We start from the raw sequence: 19,700 nt of genomic DNA on the forward strand, positions 1-19,700 counted from the left end.
GGGGCGGACGGCGCTCGAAGGGACGACGGCGGGGAACACCGTCAGTGGGCGCGGCCCTCCGTCCGGCGGCGTACGGTCCAGGCGCTCCCGGCCGCGGCGGCCACCACGAGCGCCGTGCCCGTGGCGAGTTCACCCGAGCCGACCCCGCCGACGCTGCCGCCCAGACCGCCGCGTACCCCGGCGGGCGCGACGCTGGTGGCGGCCACCGTCGGTGCCCGGGTCGGTGCGCGGGTCGGCGCCCGGGTCGGTGCGCCGGTCGGGGTGCTCGCCGCCCTCGCGATGGTGAGGTTGGTACGGCCGGTCGTGCCGTTGCAGGTGAAGGAGACCTGGTACACCGCGCCCCGCTTCGCGTCCCAGTCCACGGTGGCGGCGGCCGTACGGCCCGAGGGGACGGTCACGGTGTCGAAGACGGCGGAGGACACGGTGGCGGAGGACGCGCAGTTGGTCACGCCGAGGGTCACCCTGCCGCCGGGGGCGACGGTGGAGGGGGTGACCGTGAAGCCGAACGGCGTGGCCCCGCCGTGCACGGCCGCCGCCGCGGTGGGCGCCGTCGCGGCGAGTGCGGCCACTCCCAGCAGAGCGGTGGTAGTGGCACGTATCGCGCGCATGATGAGCCTCCGGGTCCCCGAGGAGCAGCAGTGGAACCTATTTCCACAGAAGCCGTACATGCGCCTCGATGCCGGAAACGCTAGGCGTGGCCTATCACGGCCGCGATCGCTGACGGGCGAACGGGGCACGGCCGTCCCCCGGGCGGACGACGGCCGTGCCCCGCCCGCCGCCGGTCAGCCGCCGGTGCCCGGGAAGAGATCGAGGAAGGGGGCCGTGGTCGCCCCGATGCCGCGTCCGTACGGGGCGTCGAAGTCCCAGATGAGGAAGAGGAGGAAGGCGATCAGCACGCTGAAGACCCCCGCAAGCAGCAGTTCGCGGAACGAGCGGCGGATCCCCAGGACGAAGATCATTCCGACGGTGACCACGGCGCCGATGATGAGGCCGAACCAGACCACCCCCGGCATCGTGTCCCCCGCGTTCTGCCCGCGGGCGCCCCGGGCGTCGTCGGCGGCGGCCACCTGGTCGACCAGCGGCTGGTAGGCCTGCCCCTCCAGGTCGGTCCGGGGCGCGTACCGGGTGACGTCGGTGCGCAGTCGGTCGAAGAGCTGGGTGCCCTTCGTGCTGAGCGTCTCGTGCTCGGACATGTGCGGCCACTCGGTGCGCACGACGTACGAGACGTACGCGTCGACGTCGCCGCGGATCTGCTCGCGTACCGCCGTGGGGTAGACCTGTACGCGCTGCCGGATCTCGTGGAGTGCCTGGGCCTCCTGGCGCACGGACTCCTGGGCGGCGCCCCTGGCCTCCCAGACCCCGGCGATCGCGAGCCCGAGGACGATGGCGTAGACCACGCCGATCATCATCGTCATGTAGTCCATGACGCCGGGGGTCTCGCTGGGGTCGTCGTCCTCGTCGACGTCCCGGTTGTTGAAGATGACGATGGTGAGGACGACCGCGCAGGCGGCGGCCATCGCGATGCCCAGGACGAGCCAGTCCGACATGGGACCTCCGTGGATCAGCGGGAACGGGGGCGGGAGCGGGGTCGCAGCACGGCCGCGGCGAGCACGGCGGGAGCCGTGATCAGGAGCATCCGGACGACGGGCGAACTGCCGCCGGGTGGCTGGGGACGAGTCGCCGGGTGGTAGGCGGGCAGGGCCACGGCGGTCGGTGACGGTGCGGCCGTCGGGGTCGGCTTGGGACTCGGCGACGGGGCGGGCGGGGGCGGGGGTGGTTCCGGTGTGACCACCGCCGGCGCCGGTGCGACGGCCACCGGCCGGGGGCGGGGCGCCGCGGCGGGCGGCGGTGCCGGTGCCGGCCGGGGCGGCCGTGGCGTCGGCCGGACGACGGGCGGCGGCTTCGGCGTGACCACCACGGGAGGTGGCGGCGGCGTCGGCCGGGGAGGCGGGGAGGGCGGCGGCGGTGGCGGTGGTGGCGGGGGAGGAGGCGGCGGGGGAGTGGGCGGCGGCGGTGGTTTCGGCGGTGGCTCGGGTGGCGGGGGCGGTGGCGGCTTCGGCCGGCAGTCGCCGCCGCCCGCGACGGCCACCGCCCACCCCGTGCCGCCCTGACCGGCCGAGGCGTAGGCGCAACTGTCCGCCGCGGCGGGCGCCGGGGCGGCGGCCGACAGCGAGATGAGAGCGGCGGCCGCGAGCAGCCGTCCGACGAGCGATCCATGCACGGGCAGGAGCTTGTTCCCCATCGGGCCCCGGCACGCCGGAAGTTGGTCGGATTCCCCCGGATAGGGGGTATTTGGCGGCGCCAAGAACACGTCTCGAAAGTTTTTTCCGGCCGCGTTGAACAAGAGGGTGCCTCCGCTCCGTACTTAGGACCATGAGCAGCGCATCTGAGCGCCTCAACCAGCCCATGGATAACGGGAGTTGACATGAACACCTGGCGGAACGCCTCGCTCGCGGCCACCGCGGCGGCCGTACTGGCCCTGACGACGGCGTGCGGTCAGGAACAGGGAACCAACACCAACGGACAGTCCGTCGGCGCCGCGAACCCGGCCGGCGCCGCGGGCAGCGGGAGCGGATACGAGGCGGCACCCGGCGCCGGTGCGCCGGGGGCTGCCGGTGCCGGTGCCGGTACGGCGGCAGCCGCCAAGCCCGCGGGCCAGCTCGCCGTGTGGGACAGCAAGAAGCTGGGCAAGGTCCTCACCGACAGTGAGGGCTTCACGCTCTACCGCTTCGACAAGGACACGCCGGAGCCGCCGAAGTCCAACTGCGAGGGCGACTGCGCCAAGACCTGGCCCGTCGTGGCCGCGGGCGACGCCAAGGCCGCCGCCGGGACCGACGCCTCCCTGCTCGGCGAGATCACCAGGACCGACGGGACCAAGCAGCTCACCGTCGACGGCTGGCCGATGTACCGGTACGTCAAGGACACCAGCCCCGGCGACGCCAACGGCCAGAACGTGGGTGGCACCTGGTTCGCGTCCGCCCCCGACGGCAAGAAGGCCTCCCCGGCGGCGGCCGAGGGCGGCTCCGGTTCCGCCGAGGAGCCCTCGGGGGACCTCGCCGGCCTCTCGGTCCGCAAGGACCCGAAGCTCGGCGACATCGTGGTGGACAAGAACGGCATGACGGTCTACCGGTTCACGAAGGACACCGCGTGGCCCATGAAGACCGCCTGCACCGGCGCCTGCCTCGACAAGTGGCCGGTGGTCGCCCCCGTCGCCAAGAACGACGTCGACGGTGTCACCACGAAGGGTTTCGTCACCTTCGACCGGCCCGACGGAATCAAGCAGCAGACCCTCAACTGCTCGCCCATCTATACCTTCGCCAATGACAAGAAGCCCGGTGACACCAATGGTCAGGGCGTCGGCGGCACCTGGTTCGCCGTATCTCCCGACAATGAGCTGGTCGGAGCGTCCGAGTAGTCCCCACGCCGCGCCTCCGGCCCCATGGTCCGCCGCCACACTCCTCGGTGTGGCGGCGGACCACATGCACATGCCGACTGTATGTGACCAAGAACGGATCGCTAATTTCCGTTTGGGCTCGCTCTCTTGGCGGTCGATCAGTAGCCTCGGCTCGAACAACCGGCCGCTGTCAGGCCGCACTCCGTGGCGACTTGTTGGAGACATCGATGGAGCGTCCCGCCTGGGCCCCGCAGGGCATCGACCTTTCGGTGCCGAGCGTTTCCCGTATGTATGACTACTATCTGGGCGGTTCGCACAATTTCGAGGTGGACCGGGAGGCCGCTCGCCGGGCGATGGAGTTCATGCCGGGACTTCCCAAGATCATGAAAGCGAACCGCGCGTTCATGCGCCGCACGGTGGAATTCGCCTCGGCGCAGGGCATCAGCCAGTTCCTCGACATCGGATCGGGTATTCCGGCCGCCGGTCATGTGCACGAGGTCGCCGCCGCGCTCGACCCGGACGCCACCGTGCTCTATGTCGATCACGACCCGGTCGCCGTGGCCCACAGCAGGGCCGTTCTCGAAGGCAACCCCAACGCCGACGTCGTCAACGCCGACCTCCGCGAGCCCGGCAAGATCCTGCGCAGCCAGGAGGCGGCGGCACTGCTCGACCTGGAGCGGCCCGTGGCGGTGCTGCTCAACTTCGTCCTCCACTTCGTCGAGGACAAGGACCAGCCCTACCGGGCGGTGGCCGAGCTGCGGGACGCGCTCGCCCCCGGCAGCCTCCTCACCATCACCCACGCCTCGTACGACGGCGTCCCGGTCCCCCAGGAGGACACGGAGGCCTCCGTCGCCGTCTACTCGGACATCCGCAATCCGCTGGTGATGCGCTCCCGCGAGCAGATAGCCCGGTTCTTCGACGGCTTCGAACTGGTCGAGCCCGGCGTGGTCTCCATGCCTGACTGGCGCCCCGCCGACCCCGCCGACCAGGAGGATCCGTACGCCTATTCGGGCTTCGCCGGAGTGGGACGTACGGCGTGAGCGTGCCGGAAGAGGCCGCGGGCCCGGCGGACCCGGACGGCCTGGAGGACCGGCTCAGACGGTTCGCGACGATCTGGAGCCGCGCGATCTTCCCGGCGACGGCCACACCGCTCACCCGCGCCGAGTTCGAGGAGTGCCTGCTGCCGCTGGCCCGCCTGCTGCGCGACGCCCTGCACGCGCGCTCCTTCGACACCACGCCCGGCGGAACCGTCGGCGCCGGCCTGGTCGCCGCGCACTGCACCGACCCCGAGGCCCTGAACCGCACGCTCGGCGTCATCGACTCGTACCTGATCCTCTACTGCGGTACGGACGCACTCCCCGCGGAGGACAGCCGCGCCCGGTGCGCCCGCCTCCAGCACACGCTGGCCGCCGCGTACGCCCAGGCGCTGCGCGAGCGCACCCTCGCCGAGCAGGAGGCCATCGCGCGCTCCGCGCTCGCGGCGCGCAGCGACGCGGAGGACGCGCTCCACGCCACGCAGACCCGCTTCCACGCGGTGTTCGAGGGCGCGGCCATCGGCATCGGCATCGGTGACCTCGACGGCAACGTACTGGAGGTCAACGACACCCTCACCCAGATGTTCGGCGGGCTCGAACACCATGTCCGCAGCCGGAACATCAGCGAATGGGTCCACCCCGAGGACTCGCCCCATGTGTGGCGGATGTACAGCGAACTGGTGCGCGGGGAACGCGAACACTTCCGGGTCGAGAAGGCGTTCTACCGCAATGACGGCACCGTGCTCTGGACCAATCTGACGCTCTCGCTGCTCCGGGACGCCGAAGGCGCCCCGCAGTACCAGCTGGCGCTGATGGAGGACACCACCGAGCGGCGGCTGCTCAATCTGCGGCTGCGGTACGAGGCCACCCACGACGCGCTGACCGGACTGCCCAACCGGACGCTGTTCTTCGAGCGGCTGGAGAAGACGCTCGCCGCGGGCGACGACGCGCGCTTCGGCCTCTGCTACCTCGATCTCGACGGCTTCAAGGCGATCAACGACAGCCTCGGCCACTCCTCGGGCGACCGGCTGCTGGTCGAGGTCGCGGACCGGCTCCAGTCGTGCGCCACCGCGCAGGGCGAGATGGTGGCCAGGATCGGCGGCGACGAGTTCGTGGCGCTGACCACCGGGCCCGGCACCGAGGGCAAGGTGACCGACCTCGCCTCCCGGATCCTCAATGTGCTGGCCACGCCGATCCGGCTGGAAGGCCGGGAGTTCACCGTGCGCGGCTCCATCGGCATCGTGGAGGGGCCGTCGGCCGGGCGGAGCCCCGCCGAGGTGCTGCGCAGCGCGGACATCACGATGTACCGGGCCAAGGCGGCGGGCGGCAACCGCTACGAGGTGGCCGATCCGGAGGCCGACGCCCGCGCCATCACCCGGCACGGGCTGACCACGGCGCTGCCGACGGCCCTGGAGCGCGGCGAGTTCTTCATCGAGTACCAGCCGCTGGTCGATCTCGACGACGGCACCGTGCACGGCGCGGAGGCGCTGGTGCGCTGGTCCCACCCGCAGCACGGCGTGCTCGGCCCCGACCGGTTCATCCCGCTCGCCGAGCACACCGGGCTGATCGTGCCCCTCGGCCGCTGGGTGCTGGAACAGTCCGTACGGCAGGCCCGGTTCTGGCAGCAGGAGCTGCCGGAGGGCGCGCTCGGCGGACCGCTGCGGATCAATGTGAACCTCTCCCCGGCCCAGCTCCACCACCCCGGACTCGTCGCCGACACGGTCGAGGTGCTGGAACGGATCGGGCTCCCGCCGGGCTCGCTCTGCCTGGAGGTCACGGAGTCGGCGCTGATCGGCGCCGACGAGGATCTGCTCAAGCCGCTGCGCCAGCTCGCCGAGATGGGCGTGGACATCGCGCTCGACGACTTCGGCACGGGCTACTCGAACCTGGCGAACCTGCGCAGGCTGCCGGTGAGCGTGCTCAAGCTGGATCGTTCCTTCACCCAGGGAATGCAGCAGCATCCCGCCGACCCGGTCGATCTGAAGATCGTCGAGGGGATCGTCTCCCTGGCGCACAGCCTGGAGCTGGCCGTGACGGTGGAGGGCGTGGAGACCGGGGCACAGGCGGAGCAGTTGCGCCGGCTGGGCTGCGACACGGCACAGGGCTGGTACTACGCCAGGCCGGGGCCGCCCGAGCAGCTGCACACGCTGTCGCTGGCGGACGCCGTCTGACCGGAGCGGTCCGCCACCGGGGCGGGCGGTCGGACGGCCGGGCGCGGTTTGGCGGCCGGGCGGGCGGTCCGGCGGGGTCCGGCGGGCGCCGTCGGCCTCAGGGCCGCGTCGCCCGCCCCGCCGTCGCGACGGTCGCGCCCTGGGTGGCCAGCAGCACCTTCTGGAGTTCGCGGGCGGCGCGCGGCGGGGCGACATCGCTGCGGTGGGCGAGCGCGATCGTACGGCGCAGCCCCGGCCTGGCCAGGGCCGTGACCCGCAGGTCGCGCGCCCGCGCCGCCACCATGCTCGGCACCACCGCCAGGCCGAGCCCGGCCCGTACGAAACCGAGCACAGCGTCCATCTCACCACCCTCCACGGTGAACGACGGCTCGAACCCGGCGGCCCGGCAGGCGGCCACGGTCAGCTCCCGCAGGTCGTAGCCGTGCCGGAACATCACCAGCGGCCGGCCCTCCAGATCGGCGATCCGCACCGGGCGGCCGGGGGCCGGGAGGCCCGGCGAGGAGACCACCACCAGGTCCTCCTGGAGCAGCTCGACCGTGGTCAGCGCGGGGGACGCGGCCGGGAGCGGCATCACCACCAGCGCCAGGTCGAGCGCCCCGCGCGCCAGCTCCCGTACCAGATCGTGCGAACCGCTCTCCTCGATCAGCAGCTCGATGCCCGGATGAAGGTCGTGGAAGGCGCGCAGCACCTCGGGGAGCAGCCCCGTGCACAGACTTGGCGGCGCGCCCAGCCTGACCCGGCCGCGCCGCAGCTGCGCCAGCTCCTGGACCTCGACCCGCGCGGTCTCGGCGTCGGCGAGGATCCGCCGGGCCAGCGGCAGCAGCGCCTCGCCCGCGTCGGTGAGGGCGACATTGCCCCGGGCGCGGCTCAGCAGCTCGGCGCCCAGCTCCTTCTCCAGCGCCCTGATCTGCTGCGACAGCGAGGGCTGCGAGACATGCACGCGCTCGGCGGCGCGGGTGAAGTGGCGGGTCTCGGCGACGGCCACGAAGTAGACGAGCTGCTGGAACTGCATCTCCCCAGGATACGTCCACGATAGGCATGGCCTATGGAGTTCAGCCGGACCATGTCTTGGACCTCTCGGTCACGGCCGCCTAGCGTCATGAACATGGCTCTGGCAACGCGGACGGACAGGACGGAGAGGGCGGACCGGACGGGCAAACGGCCGTCCATGACCCATACTCTCTGGCGATCGACGGTGGGCAAGAAGACGGTCATGGCCGTGAGCGGCCTGATCATGCTCGGCTATCTCGTCGCGCACATGCTCGGCAACCTCAAGATCTTCTTCGGGGCGTCCGAGTTCAACGGATACGCCCACTGGCTGCGCACCATGGGTGAGCCGCTGCTGCACTACGAATGGGCCCTGTGGCTCGTACGGATCGTCCTCGTCTTCGCCGTCGTGCTGCACGGGGTGTGCGCCTACCAGCTCAGCCGCCGCGACATCGCGGCGCGCCCGAACCGCTACGTCCACCGGCGGCCGCGCGCGAGCTACGCGACCCGCACCATGCGCTGGGGCGGGATCATCCTCGCCCTGTTCATCGTCTGGCACATCCTCGACCTGACGACCGGCACCGTGCACCCCGGCGGCTTCCAGCCGGGCCACCCGTACCAGAACGTCCTGGACACCTTCTCCACCTGGTACGGCAACACGGTCTACATCCTCGCCGTGCTCGCGCTCGGACTCCATGTCCGGCACGGCTTCTGGAGCGCCGCGCAGACCCTCGGCGTGGGCAGCGCCACCCGCGACCGCGCCCTGAAGACCGCCGCCAACACCCTCGCGCTGGTGCTGACCGCCGGCTTCGTCGCCGTACCCGTCGCCGTCATGACCGGAGTGGTGAGCTGACATGAACGAACCCACCCGCTACGCCGAATACACCACCGGTGAACCGCTCACCGACACCAAGGCGCCGGACGGCCCCGTCGCCGAACGGTGGAACCGGCGCCGCTTCGAGGCGAAACTCGTCAACCCCGCCAACCGCCGCAAACACACCGTGATCGTCGTCGGCACCGGCCTCGCGGGCGGCGCCGCGGGCGCCACCCTCGCCGAACAGGGCTACCACGTCGTCCAGTTCTGCTACCAGGACTCCCCGCGCCGCGCCCACTCCATCGCCGCCCAGGGCGGCATCAACGCCGCGAAGAACTACCGCAACGACGGCGACTCCGTCCAGCGGCTCTTCTACGACACCGTCAAGGGCGGGGACTTCCGCGCCCGCGAGTCCAACGTCCACCGGCTCGCCGAGGTCTCCGTCGAGATCATCGACCAGTGTGTCGCCCAGGGCGTGCCGTTCGCCCGGGAGTACGGCGGGCTCCTCGACACCCGCTCCTTCGGCGGCGTCCAGGTCTCCCGTACGTTCTACGCCCGGGGCCAGACGGGCCAGCAACTCCTGCTCGGCGCCTACCAGGCGCTCTCCCGGCAGATCGCCGCCGGAGCCGTCGAGATGCACGCCCGCACCGAGATGCTCGACCTGCTCGTCATCGACGGACGGGCCCGCGGCATCGTCGCCCGCGATCTGATCACCGGCGCGATCACCCCGTACTTCGCCGACGCGGTGGTCCTCGCCTCCGGCGGCTACGGCAATGTCTTCTACCTGTCCACCAACGCCAAGAACAGCAACGCCACCGCGGTGTGGCGGGCCCACCGCCGCGGCGCCCACTTCGCCAACCCCTGCTTCACCCAGATCCACCCCACCTGCATCCCGCGCTCCGGCGACCACCAGTCGAAACTGACCCTGATGAGCGAGTCGCTGCGCAACGACGGCCGGATCTGGGTGCCCGTGGCGCGCGGCGACACCCGCCCGCCCGCCGAGATCCCCGAGGACGAACGCGACTACTACCTGGAGCGGATCTACCCGTCCTTCGGCAATCTCGTCCCCCGCGACATCGCCTCGCGCGCCGCGAAGAACGTCTGCGACGAGGGGCGCGGCGTCGGCCCCGGCGGCCAGGGCGTCTACCTCGACTTCGCCGACGCCGTCGCCCGGCTCGGCCGCAAGGCCGTCGAGGAGAAGTACGGCAACCTCTTCGAGATGTACGAGCGGATCACCGCCGAGAACCCGTACGAGGTCCCGATGCGGATCTACCCGGCGATCCACTACACGATGGGCGGGCTCTGGGTCGACTACGACCTCCAGACCACCGTGCCGGGCCTCTTCGCGATCGGCGAGGCCAACTTCTCCGACCACGGCGCCAATCGGCTCGGCGCCTCCGCCCTGATGCAGGGGCTCGCGGACGGCTACTTCGTCCTGCCGTCCACCATCAACGACTACCTCGCCCGCCACCCGCGCCACGAGGCGCTCGACGCCTCCCACCCCGAGGTCGCCGAGGCCGTCGCCGACACCGAGGACCGGCTGCGCCTGCTGCTCGCCGTCGACGGCGACCGTACGCCCGACTCCTTCCACAAGGAGATCGGCGAACTCCTGTGGGAGCACTGCGGTATGGCCCGCACCGAGAGCGGGCTGCGCAAGGCGCTCGACCGGATCCCGCAGATCCGCGAGGAGTTCTGGCGCCGGATCAAGGTGCCCGGCACCGGCGAACAGCTCAACCAGGCGCTGGAGAAGGCCAACCGCGTCGTCGACTACCTGGAACTCGCCGAGCTGATGTGCCTCGACGCCCTGCACCGCGCCGAGTCCTGCGGCGGACACTTCCGCGAGGAGTCGCAGACCGAGGGCGGCGAGGCGGCCCGCCGGGACGAGGAGTTCTCGTACGCCGCCGCCTGGGAGTTCACGGGCACCGGCAGCGCGCCCGTCCTGCACAAGGAAGACCTCGTCTTCGAGTACGTCCACCCCACCCAGCGGAGCTACGCATGAGGCTCACCCTGCGCGTCTGGCGCCAGCCGGACGCCGACACCCCCGGCGCGATGGTCACCTACCACCTCGACTCCATCTCCGAGGACATGTCCTTCCTGGAGATGCTCGACACGCTCAACGAGGAGCTGATCCTCCGGGGCGACGAGCCGGTGGCCTTCGACCACGACTGCCGGGAGGGCATCTGCGGCGCCTGCGGTGTCGTCATCAACGGCGACGCCCACGGCCCCGAACGCACCACCACCTGCCAGCTCCACATGCGCCACTTCGCCGACGGCGACACCATCGACGTCGAGCCCTGGCGGGCGGGCGCCTTCCCCGTCGTCAAGGACCTGGTCGTGGACCGCTCCGCCTTCGACCGGATCATCGGGGCGGGCGGCTACATCACCGCCCCCACCGGCGCCGCCCCCGAGGCCCACGCCACCCCGGTGCCCAAACCCGACGCCGACTCCGCCTTCGAACACGCCGAGTGCATCGGGTGCGGCGCCTGCGTCGCGGCCTGCCCCAACGGCTCCGCGATGCTCTTCACCTCCGCCAAGGTCAACCACCTCAACGTCCTGCCGCAGGGCGCGCCCGAACGCGAGACCCGCGTCCTCGACATGGTCGCCACGATGGACGACGAGGGCTTCGGCGGCTGCACCCTCGCGGGGGAGTGCGCCACCGCCTGCCCGAAGGGGATCCCGCTGCCGTCCATCGCGGCCATGAACAGGGAGTGGCTGCGGGCGACCCGCAAAGCCGGCCGCTGACCCACGACGCGGGCCGGCCCGGAGCCGGGCCGATGGAGGGCCGTGCGAGGGCCGTGGGGGCGCCTCCGCCGGTCGGACCACGGCGGCGTGCGGCCCCACCCCGGCTCCCGCACCCTGAAGAGCGGGAGCGGGACCGGAGCGGGAACGAGGTGCGGGCATGGGACTCGGCAGGCGGGCGCTGCTGCTCGGTTCCGGTGGGCTGCTGGCCGGGGCCGCCGGGTGCTCGGGGCCCTCGCGGACCGGAGCGGATCCGGCGTCCTCGGCCGTACCGCTGCCGACGACCACCCCGTGGCGGCCCGACCGCGCCGACGTGGACCCCGCCGTCAAGCTGCGCGCCGTCCAGGTCGTGGAGGCGATCGGCGCCTGGCCCGCCGGGCAGGGCGGCGCCGCGGCGGCGAAGCGGCGGGTGGCCGCGCTGGGCGCGGCGCCGTCGCTCGTGGACGAGGCGGGGCCGCTGCTGCCGGCCGCCGACGAGGCCGTGCTCCAGGTGGTCGACGCGCAGTACGGCGGGATCCTCGCCGACTCGGCCAGCGTGTTGGTGGTCTGCCGGCAGTGGACCCCGGGACACGCGACCGGCACGAGCGGCACGACCGTCGACGTGAGGCTGCGCCGGGCCCGGCCCCGCTGGGAGGTCACCGCGCTCCACCCGGCCAGGCCCGGCGCGGCGGCGCCGTCGCTCCCCGACGCCGCGCGCGGGGTGCTGGCGGAGCGCCGGATCACGCTGCCGCCCGCGGCGGCGGCCGATGTCCGCAGCGGCCATGTCCACGAGAGCGTGCTGCGGGCGCTGCTCCGGCTGGCGGGCACGTACCGGATGTACGTGAGCGTGATCCGTTCCGGCCACCCGCGAGACGTCTTCGGCACCGACCGGCCCAGCGACCATCCGCGCGGCCGGGCCTTCGACGTCTGGCAGATCGACGGCCACGCGGTCGTGGACCCGGCCACCTCGCGGCGGCTCGTGGAGAGGTTCATGCGGGACGCGGCGGCGGCCGGGTCGTACAACGTGGGCGGCCCGGTCCGGCTCTCCGGCGGCGCCGCGGGGCAGTTCTTCACCGACGCGACCCACCACGACCACGTGCACGCGGGATTCACCACCTGAGCGTCGGCCGTACGTCCCGGCCCGTTCCCGTCGGCCGTACGTCCCGGCCCGTACCCGCCGGGCGTTCACTCCCCGTCGTCGAGACGGAAGCCGACCTTCAGGCCGACTTGGTAGTGCTCGATGTCCCCGTCGACGATGTGGCCGCGTACTTGTGTCACCTCGAACCAGTCCAGTCCGCGCAGGGTCTGGGCCGCGCGGCCGACGCCGTTGCGGATGGCGTCGTCGATGCCCTCGTGCGAGGTGCCGACGATCTCGGTGACCCGGTAGGTGTGGTGCGACATGGGGCCGTTCTCCTCTGCAGGTTTCACTCACGCCTTCACACGTCGCGGGGCCCGCGGCGTCACTCCACCGTGCCCCACCCCGCCGCCGCCCGCGAGGCCACGACCGCCGCCGCGGCTCTCTGGGAGAGTGGTGCGGGTATCCGTACGTCCATTCGGAGGATGACTCACCTCATGCGCCTGCTGCTGATCCGCCACGGCCAGACACCGTCCAATCTCGCCGGGCTCCTGGACACCGCGGCGCCCGGTCCCGGGCTCACCGCGACGGGGGAGCTGCAGGCCGCCGCGCTCCCCGCCGCGCTGGCGGACGAGGACATCGGCGCGCTGTACGTCTCGACCCTGATACGGACGCGGCTCACGGCGGCGCCGCTGGCCGCCGCGCGCGGTCTGGAGCCGCGGGTCAGGGACGGGATCAGGGAGCTGTCGGCCGGGGACCTGGAGATGCGGGGCGACGAGGAATCGGTCAGGCGCTATCTGACCACCGCGTTCGCCTGGTCCGCGGGCGACACGGAGCTGCGGATGCCGGGCGGCGAGAGCGGGGCCGAGGCGCTGGCCCGGTTCGACGCGGTGGTGGCCGAGGCGGCCGCGACGGGCGCCGGTACGGTGGCGCTGGTCAGCCACGGCGCGGCGATCCGGATGTGGACCGCCGCCCGGGCGGAGAACGTGGACGTGGCCTTCGCCGCCGCCCACGCCCTCGACAACACCGGCGTCGTGGTCCTGGAGGGCGCCGCCGGACCGGCGGCGGCCGGGTGGAAGGCGCTGACCTGGGCGGGGACGCCGGTCGTCCCGCGCGGCGACGAGCCGGTGAACGGCGGTCCCGCCGGACGCGCCCTGTAGCAACCTCCCGGACGGGTCCGCGCCGGGCCCGCGTCGGATCCGTGCCGGGGTCCCCGCCGGGCCGGTCCTGGGCCGGCCCGGCGCGGACCCCGGCATTCAACCGCCTCACATCCGCGCTCCGCCGTGTGGTCATGTCAAATCCAGCCGGTCACGGAAGAAACGAGGTGCCGGGTCCACGCCCCCGCGACGGACCCGGCGGCCTGCCTCCCCTACGGCACAGGAGTCCGCCATGTCCGCCCCCGCTCCCGCCACCGTCCCCGTGCTCTCCGGCGCCCCGCTCCGCGCCCCGGCCCCCGCGCCGCTCGCCGCCCCGGGCCCCGCCGCCGGCCCGGAACCGCGCTACCTCGTCCAGCTCGCCCGCACCCAGGAGGACGTACGGGCCGCCCAGCGGCTGCGGCACCTCGTCTTCGCCGGGGAGATGGGCGCCCGCCTCGACGGGCCCGAGCCCGGTCTCGACACCGACGCGTTCGACGCGTACTGCGACCACCTGCTGGTACGGGAGGAGACCACCGGCGAGGTCGTCGGCACGTACCGGCTGCTGCCGCCCGACCGGGCCCGGGCCGCCGGGCGGATCTACTCCGACAGCGAGTTCGACCTCGCCCGGCTCGCCCCGATCCGCCACGACCTGGTCGAGGTGGGCCGCTCCTGCGTCCACCCCCTGCACCGCACCGGCGGTGTCATCGCCCTGATCTGGGCCGGGCTCGCCCGCTACATGGCCACCACCGGACACAACTGGCTGGCGGGCTGCTGCTCGGTGCCGCTCGCGGACGGCGGCGCGCTCGCCGCCTCCACCTGGAACCGCGTCAAGGACAAGCACCTCGCGCCCGAGGAGTACTGGGTCACCCCGCACCGGCTCTGGACCCCGGAGCCCGGCGCCGCGGCCGCCGCCCCCGCCGAACTGCCGCCGCTGCTCCGCGGCTATCTGCGGCTCGGCGCCTGGGTGTGCGGAGCGCCCGCGCACGACCCGGAGTTCGGCGTCGCCGACCTGTACGTCCTGCTGTCGATGCGCCGTACCAACCCGCGCTACCTGCGGCACTTCCTCTCCCTCGCGCCAGCCCCCGTCGCATGAGCGCCTGGCTGCCCACCGCGCCCTGCACCCCGCGCGACTGCTCGCGCCACGGCGGCCCGGCGGCGAGCACGGCGGCCGGGGCGGTCCGGCTGCTGCGGGGGATCCCGCTCGTCCTCTGCGGGGCGCTGCTCGCCCCGCTCCTCGCCCCGCTGCCCCCGGGGGTACGCGACCGGCTCACCCGGAGCTGGTCCCGCGCCGTACTGCGCGCCTTCGGCCTGCGGGTCACGGTGCGCGGCGCGCCGGGAGCCGGCCCGGCGGACGCGCTCGCCCCGCGCGGGGCCGGTGTGCTGGTCGTCGCCAACCACATCTCCTGGCTGGACATCCCGCTCCTCGCCGTCGTCTTCCCGGGACGGATGCTGGCCAAGAGCGAAATCCGGCGCTGGCCCGTGCTGGGCGCGCTGGCCGCGCGGGGCGGCACCCTCTTCGTGGAACGCGAGCGGCTGCGCGCGCTGCCCGACGCCGTACGGACCCTCTCCACCGCCCTGCGGGCCGGCTCACGGGTGATCGCCTTCCCCGAGGCATGTACCTGGTGCGGCCGGGAACAGGGCCGGTTCACCTCCGCCGTCTTCCAGGCCGCCGTGGACGCGGGCGCCGAGGTCCGGCCCGTACGGATCACCTACCGCGCACCGGACGGGACGTCCTCGGGCGCGCCCGCCTTCGTCGGGGACGACACCCTGCCCGCGTCCCTGTGGCGGGTCGTGGCGGCCGGCGGCCTCACGGCGGAGCTCACCCTCCTGCCGCCGATCCCGGCCGGCCCCCGCACCGACCGCCGCGCGCTGGCCCGTACGGCGCGCCACGCCATCACGCACGGCGCCCCCGGGCACGGCGGCCACGCCGGTTCCGGCGCGGCGATGGCCGGGGCCGGGATGCCCGGTGCCGGGATGCCCGGCGGCGAGCCGTACCCGGGGGCCGATGCCGGTCCCTCTCAGACCGCTGTCGCGTGCGTCAGCGCGAACCGGCCGGCCTCATCGGTCCACCAGTGCGTCAACTCCATCCGCGCAGCGGCCAGTTCGGACCGCACCCGGTCCTGACGGAACTTGGCCGACACCTCCGTCCTCACCTCCTCACCGGGGGCGAAGTGCACCACCAGATCCAGCTCCGGGATCTTCACGGTGAGCGCGGAGCGCGCCCGCAGCCGCATCTCGATCCATTCGTTCTCCGCGTCCCAGAGCGCCACGTGGTCGAAGGCGTCCGGGGCGAAGTCGGCGCCCAGCTCGCGGTTGATGACGGTCAGCACGTTCTTGTTGAACGCGGCCGTCACACCGGCCGCGTCGTCGTACGCCCGTACCAGGACCGACGCGTCCTTCACCAGGTCCGTGCCGAGGAGGAGCGCGTCGCCCGGGGCCAGCAGCCCGCGCACCGAGGCGAGGAACGCCGAGCGCTCGGCGGGCAGCAGATTGCCGATCGTGCCGCCCAGGAACGCGACCAGCCGGGGCTCCGGGGTGCCCGGCAGCACCAGTCCGCCGGTGAAGTCCGCGACGATCGCGTGCACTTCGAGCCCGGGACGATCGGCGACCAGCGACTCGGCGGCCCCGCGCAGCGCGCTCTCGCTGACATCGACCGGCACGTAACTGGCCAGCTCCGGCAGCGAGTCCAGCAGCAGACGGGTCTTCTCGGACGACCCCGATCCCAGCTCGATCAGGGTGCGCGCGCCCGTCGCCGCCGCGATCTCCGGCGCGCGGGCGAGCAGGATCTCCCGCTCGGCGCGCGTCGGATAGTACTCGGGCAGGGCGGTGATCTCCTCGAACAGGTCGCTGCCGCGGGCGTCGTAGAACCACTTGGGCGGCAGTGTCTTGGGCGTACGGGTCAGCCCGTGGAGCACATCGGCGCGCAGCGCGGCGTCCGTGGCGTGCTCGGGCAGCGTGCGGGTCAGCAGGAACGGGCTCACGCGGGTAGCTCCTTGAGAGGGGACAGCAGAACATCGCCGCGGCTCGCCACGAGCAGCGTGCGGTCGGGGACCTCGCGCCAGCGCGGATCGTCGTCGTACGGCTCCGACGCCACCAGCAGCGGCGCGTCCTGCGCCGCGGGGCGGAACCAGAGCGTGTCGCCCCAGGCCGTCCCCGCGATCCGCACCCCGTCGGTGAGCAGCAGGTTGAGCCGGGACGCGGGCGCCGCCCGTGCCACGTCGACGACCGTCTCGGCCAGCGCCCGGCCGGGGTCGTCGCCCGCCCGCAGCCGGTGCAGCACCAGCGCCCACACCAGTGCCGAGTCACTGCGCGCCACCAGCGACAGCAGTTCCTCCGCGGGCAGCGCCGCGGCCAGGTCCGCGACCGATCCCGGCCAGCCGCCCACCGAGCCGTTGTGGCTGAACAGCCAGGGCCCGGCGGCGAACGGCGCCGCGGCGGCCTCCCCGTCGGCGCCGGGCAGCGTCGCGTCCCGTACGGCGGCCAGCAGCGCGCCGGTACGGATCACCCGGGCCAGATCGGCGAAGCCGGGGTCGCCCCAGATGGGCGCCGCGCGGCGGTAGCGCGCGGGCACCGGGTCGCCCTCCGCGTACCAGCCGACGCCGAAACCGTCGGCGTTGACCGTGCCGTTGCGCTGTCTGCGCGGCGCCCACGACTGCCGGAAGAGCGCGTGCGGCGGCTCGACGAGCACCGACCCGAGCGTCATCGGCGCTCCGAGGGCCGCGATGTGCCGGCACATCAGGAGACCCCGGTGGCACGCCCGGTGCGCGCCTCGTACCCGGCCGGGGCGGACCGCGCCGTACGGAACCCCGAGAAGATCTGCCGGCGCACCGGCAGGTCCCAGTTGCGGAACGTGCCGCGGCAGGCCACCGGGTCCACCGCGAACGAACCGCCCCGCAGTACCTTGTGCGCGCCGCCGAAGAACACCTCCGAGTACTCGCGGTACGGGAAGGCGGCGAAGCCCGGGTACGGCAGGAAGTCGCTCGACGTCCACTCCCACACGTCCCCGATCAACTGCCGTACCCCCAGCGGCGAGGCGCCCGCCGGATAGCTGCCCGCCGGGGCCGGCCGGAGATGGCGCTGGCCGAGGTTGGCGTGGGCCTCGGTGGGCTCGCCGTCACCCCAGGGATGGCGCAGCGACCGTCCCGAGACGGGGTCGTGGCGCGCGGCCTTCTCCCACTCCTCCTCGCTCGGCAGCCGCCGGCCCGCCCAGCGGGCGTACGCGTCGGCCTCGTACCAGCTCACATGGAGGACCGGCTCGTCCGCCGGGACCGGCTCCACCACCGAGAACCGGCGGCGCAGCCACTGCCCGCCCTCGCGCCGCCAGAACAGCGGGGCGCCGATGGAGTGTTCCCGGATCTGCGCCCAGCCCTCCGGCGCCCACCAGCGCTCCTCGATGTAGCCGCCGTCCTCGATGAACCGCTGGTAGTCGCCGTTGGTCACCGGCACGGTGTCGATCCAGAACGCCGGGACGAGCCGCCGGTGGGCCGGCCGCTCGTTGTCCAGCGCCCACGGCTCGGTGGACGTGCCCATGGTGAAGGGGCCGCCGGGCACCAGGACCTCGGCGGGCAGCCCCGTGGTGTCACCGGCGGGCGGCGGGGGCGCGGTCAGCGCGGCCGGCCCCGTCCGCAGCTGGTGGGTGATGAGCATCGTCTCGTCGTGCTGCTGCTCGTGCTGCGCGATCATCCCGAAGGCGAACCCCGCGTCGAGCAGCGGTCCGCCGCGCAGCGGGGTGCGCTCGATGATGTCCAGGACCCGGCCCCGTACATCGGCGGCGTACGCCCGCGCCTCGGTGGGCGGCAGCAGCGGCAGGGTGGGCCGGGCGGCCCGGGGATGCTCGAACGCGTCGTAGACGGAGTCGATCTCGGGGCGCAGGGCCTCGCGGCCCCCGACGGTCCGCAGGAGCCACTGCTCCTCCTGGTTGCCGATGTGCGCGAGGTCCCACACCAGCGGGGACATCAGCGGCGAGTGCTGTGCGGTCAGGTCGTGGTCGTCGACGCAGGAGGTCAGCAGGGCGGTGCGGGCCCGGGCCGCCGTCAGGGAGTCGACGGCGCGCTGTCTGAGCTGCTCCTCGGTGGACAGGCCGGCGAGGTCGGTCATGTGCGGGGGTCCTTCCGTGTCACGGGGGCGCGCAGATCGTCGGCCGGACACCGCCCCGGCAGGACGTAGCGTTCGGTGAACGCGGCGACCGCCTCCTGTACGGCGGGTGTCGCGCCGACGCGCGGCAGCGCTTCCCGGGCGGTGGCGAAGCAGGCGATCGCCGCCGCGTGCAGCTCGGGGTCGGCCAGGCCGTACCGCGCGGCGTTGACCCAGAGCGGATTGGCCGGGGCGGGCAGCGGGCCCGCGGTCTCGGCGAGCGGTTTGACGGTGCGGTACACGGTCTCCGCCGCCTCGGGGTCGTCGAACAGCGCGGTGGTGACGGCGAGCGGCACCAGCCAGCCGTCCTCACCGGGCTGCGCGTCGATCATCCGCAGTTCGAGATGGCCGCGCGGTCTGACCGGCGGGAAGAGCGTCGTGAGGTGGTAGTCGAGGTCGGCGCGGCCCGGCGGGCGCGGCAGCCCGGAGCGGATCCACTCGCGGAAGGTCAGCCCCTCGGGCACGGCCCAGGGCCCCTCGGCCGCCCGGACGCACATCACCGGAGCGTCCAGCGCGAACGCGGCCCAGGCGTCGCGCGGGGGGAGCGCGGCGGACGGCGCGGTGGTACGGAGCGGGTCGAGCCGGGCCCACATGGCCTGCCGGGTGGAGCGCCACCCGGTCGCCACGCCCTCCCGCATCGGGGAGTTGGCGAAGGCGGCGACGAGCACCGCGCCCAGCAGGTGGGCGAGCTGCCAGCGGCGGCCGTGGCCGAGCGGCCCCGGCTCCTCGTGTCCCGCGTCCAGACAGACCTGGATCGACGCGGTCGACCGCATCATGGCGCGGCCGGCCGGGCCGATCCGGTCGAGATAGGTCTCCATGGCGTCGTAGCGGGGCTCCCGCAGCATCCGCTGCGGTGAGTTCCAGGGGTCCTGCCCCAGACCCGTGAGGACGAGTCCCGCCGAGCGCAGTACCGGACGCACGGCGTCCAGGTCGGCGGCGGTGGAGGTGACGCACTCCGTCAGGGACGCGGCGGGCGCGGAGCTGAGCTCCACCTGGCCGCCGGGTTCGAAGGTGAGTGCCGATCGGAGGTGCAGGTCCCGCAGCCCTTCGAACGCCTCCTGGAGGCGGTGGGCCGGGACGGGGATCTCGGGGTCGCGCAGATCGTGGACGAGCCATTCCAGTTCGACGCCCACGGTGCGGGGCGGGCCCGTCTTGAAGCAGATGCCGCGCAGCAGGTCCTCGGCCTCGTTCTCGCCGAGCGGTGGTCCCTCGTCGATGAATCTGTCGGGTGGCATGTG

General features: G+C 73.4%; 19 protein-coding genes. 11 read left to right on the plus strand and 8 right to left on the minus strand.

The window, feature by feature from the left end:
* Positions 1 to 41: 41 nt before the first annotated feature.
* Both ACFTZC_RS24325 and ACFTZC_RS24330 read right to left on the minus strand, forming a co-directional pair.
* Positions 42 to 608 (minus strand): hypothetical protein, encoded by a 567-nt coding sequence (locus ACFTZC_RS24325; protein WP_382893034.1) that lies wholly within the window; start codon positions 606 to 608, stop codon positions 42 to 44.
* A gap of 174 nt (positions 609 to 782) precedes the next feature.
* Entirely contained in the window at positions 783 to 1,547 is a 765-nt protein-coding gene (locus ACFTZC_RS24330) for a hypothetical protein (RefSeq protein ID WP_382893037.1), read from the minus strand.
* Between the two features lie 237 nt (positions 1,548 to 1,784).
* On the opposite strand from ACFTZC_RS24330, the gene ACFTZC_RS24335 reads away from it, so the two are divergent.
* From ACFTZC_RS24335 to ACFTZC_RS24350, 4 genes are all read left to right on the plus strand, one after another.
* On the plus strand, positions 1,785 to 2,111 hold the full coding sequence (locus ACFTZC_RS24335; protein ID WP_382893039.1) for a hypothetical protein: 327 nt from the start codon (positions 1,785 to 1,787) through the stop codon (positions 2,109 to 2,111).
* A gap of 314 nt (positions 2,112 to 2,425) precedes the next feature.
* On the plus strand, positions 2,426 to 3,415 hold the full coding sequence (locus ACFTZC_RS24340; RefSeq protein WP_382893041.1) for an SCO0930 family lipoprotein: 990 nt from the start codon (positions 2,426 to 2,428) through the stop codon (positions 3,413 to 3,415).
* 206 nt (positions 3,416 to 3,621) lie between these two features.
* Complete coding sequence (locus ACFTZC_RS24345) at positions 3,622 to 4,434, plus strand: SAM-dependent methyltransferase (RefSeq protein WP_382893043.1); 813 nt, start codon at positions 3,622 to 3,624, stop codon at positions 4,432 to 4,434.
* Positions 4,431 to 6,599, plus strand: a complete 2,169-nt coding sequence (locus tag ACFTZC_RS24350; protein WP_382893045.1) for a putative bifunctional diguanylate cyclase/phosphodiesterase — start codon at positions 4,431 to 4,433, stop codon at positions 6,597 to 6,599. Before ACFTZC_RS24345 ends, ACFTZC_RS24350 begins: the two co-directional genes overlap by 4 nt.
* Positions 6,600 to 6,696: 97 nt before the next feature.
* Here ACFTZC_RS24350 and ACFTZC_RS24355 read toward each other — a convergent pair whose 3' ends face one another.
* On the minus strand, positions 6,697 to 7,611 hold the full coding sequence (locus ACFTZC_RS24355; RefSeq protein WP_382893048.1) for a LysR family transcriptional regulator: 915 nt from the start codon (positions 7,609 to 7,611) through the stop codon (positions 6,697 to 6,699).
* A 93-nt stretch (positions 7,612 to 7,704) separates the two neighbouring features.
* Here ACFTZC_RS24355 and ACFTZC_RS24360 point away from each other — a divergent pair, with 93 nt between their 5' ends.
* The 4 genes from ACFTZC_RS24360 to ACFTZC_RS24375 all read left to right on the plus strand — a co-directional run bounded on the left by ACFTZC_RS24360 (position 7,705) and on the right by ACFTZC_RS24375 (position 12,238).
* Positions 7,705 to 8,439: a succinate dehydrogenase gene (locus ACFTZC_RS24360; protein ID WP_382893051.1), complete on the plus strand. Its 735-nt coding sequence runs from the start codon at positions 7,705 to 7,707 to the stop codon at positions 8,437 to 8,439.
* A gap of 1 nt (position 8,440) precedes the next feature.
* Positions 8,441 to 10,399: a fumarate reductase/succinate dehydrogenase flavoprotein subunit gene (locus ACFTZC_RS24365; protein ID WP_382893053.1), complete on the plus strand. Its 1,959-nt coding sequence runs from the start codon at positions 8,441 to 8,443 to the stop codon at positions 10,397 to 10,399.
* On the plus strand, positions 10,396 to 11,142 hold the full coding sequence (locus ACFTZC_RS24370; RefSeq protein ID WP_382893055.1) for a succinate dehydrogenase/fumarate reductase iron-sulfur subunit: 747 nt from the start codon (positions 10,396 to 10,398) through the stop codon (positions 11,140 to 11,142). The genes ACFTZC_RS24365 and ACFTZC_RS24370 overlap by 4 nt, the downstream gene beginning before the upstream one ends.
* A 157-nt stretch (positions 11,143 to 11,299) precedes the next feature.
* Positions 11,300 to 12,238 carry a hypothetical protein gene (locus ACFTZC_RS24375; RefSeq protein ID WP_382893057.1) on the plus strand — a complete coding sequence of 313 codons (939 nt, stop codon included), beginning with the start codon at positions 11,300 to 11,302 and terminating at the stop codon, positions 12,236 to 12,238.
* A 65-nt stretch (positions 12,239 to 12,303) separates the two neighbouring features.
* Here ACFTZC_RS24375 and ACFTZC_RS24380 read toward each other — a convergent pair whose 3' ends face one another.
* Positions 12,304 to 12,519: a dodecin gene (locus tag ACFTZC_RS24380; protein ID WP_382893059.1), complete on the minus strand. Its 216-nt coding sequence runs from the start codon at positions 12,517 to 12,519 to the stop codon at positions 12,304 to 12,306.
* Between the two features lie 171 nt (positions 12,520 to 12,690).
* On the opposite strand from ACFTZC_RS24380, the gene ACFTZC_RS24385 reads away from it, so the two are divergent.
* The 3 genes from ACFTZC_RS24385 to ACFTZC_RS24395 all read left to right on the plus strand — a co-directional run bounded on the left by ACFTZC_RS24385 (position 12,691) and on the right by ACFTZC_RS24395 (position 15,453).
* Entirely contained in the window at positions 12,691 to 13,353 is a 663-nt protein-coding gene (locus ACFTZC_RS24385) for a histidine phosphatase family protein (RefSeq protein ID WP_382893220.1), read from the plus strand.
* Positions 13,354 to 13,582: 229 nt separating this feature from the next.
* Positions 13,583 to 14,422 (plus strand): GNAT family N-acetyltransferase, encoded by an 840-nt coding sequence (locus ACFTZC_RS24390; RefSeq protein WP_382893061.1) that lies wholly within the window; start codon positions 13,583 to 13,585, stop codon positions 14,420 to 14,422.
* The gene (locus ACFTZC_RS24395; protein ID WP_382893063.1) at positions 14,419 to 15,453 is read left to right on the plus strand and encodes a lysophospholipid acyltransferase family protein; all 1,035 of its coding nucleotides are present in this window, start codon (positions 14,419 to 14,421) and stop codon (positions 15,451 to 15,453) included. Before ACFTZC_RS24390 ends, ACFTZC_RS24395 begins: the two co-directional genes overlap by 4 nt.
* On the opposite strand, the gene egtD is transcribed toward ACFTZC_RS24395, so the two are convergent.
* From egtD to egtA, 4 genes are read right to left on the minus strand one after another with little or no spacing between them, the layout of a single operon-like run.
* The gene (egtD, locus tag ACFTZC_RS24400; protein WP_382893066.1) at positions 15,348 to 16,310 is read right to left on the minus strand and encodes an L-histidine N(alpha)-methyltransferase; all 963 of its coding nucleotides are present in this window, start codon (positions 16,308 to 16,310) and stop codon (positions 15,348 to 15,350) included. The two genes, ACFTZC_RS24395 and egtD, sit on opposite strands and share 106 nt — an antisense overlap.
* A complete protein-coding gene (gene egtC / locus ACFTZC_RS24405; RefSeq protein ID WP_382893069.1) occupies positions 16,307 to 17,065 on the minus strand; it encodes an ergothioneine biosynthesis protein EgtC in 759 nt (252 codons plus the stop codon). Before egtC ends, egtD begins: the two co-directional genes overlap by 4 nt.
* Positions 17,065 to 18,426, minus strand: coding sequence for an ergothioneine biosynthesis protein EgtB (gene egtB / locus ACFTZC_RS24410; protein WP_382893070.1), 1,362 nt, complete (start codon positions 18,424 to 18,426; stop codon positions 17,065 to 17,067). Before egtB ends, egtC begins: the two co-directional genes overlap by 1 nt.
* Positions 18,423 to 19,697: an ergothioneine biosynthesis glutamate--cysteine ligase EgtA gene (gene egtA / locus ACFTZC_RS24415; RefSeq protein WP_382893072.1), complete on the minus strand. Its 1,275-nt coding sequence runs from the start codon at positions 19,695 to 19,697 to the stop codon at positions 18,423 to 18,425. Before egtA ends, egtB begins: the two co-directional genes overlap by 4 nt.
* Positions 19,698 to 19,700: the final 3 nt, after the last annotated feature.

It is taken from the genome of Streptomyces sp. NPDC056987, from assembly GCF_042673865.1.
GTDB lineage: Bacteria > Actinomycetota > Actinomycetes > Streptomycetales > Streptomycetaceae > Streptomyces.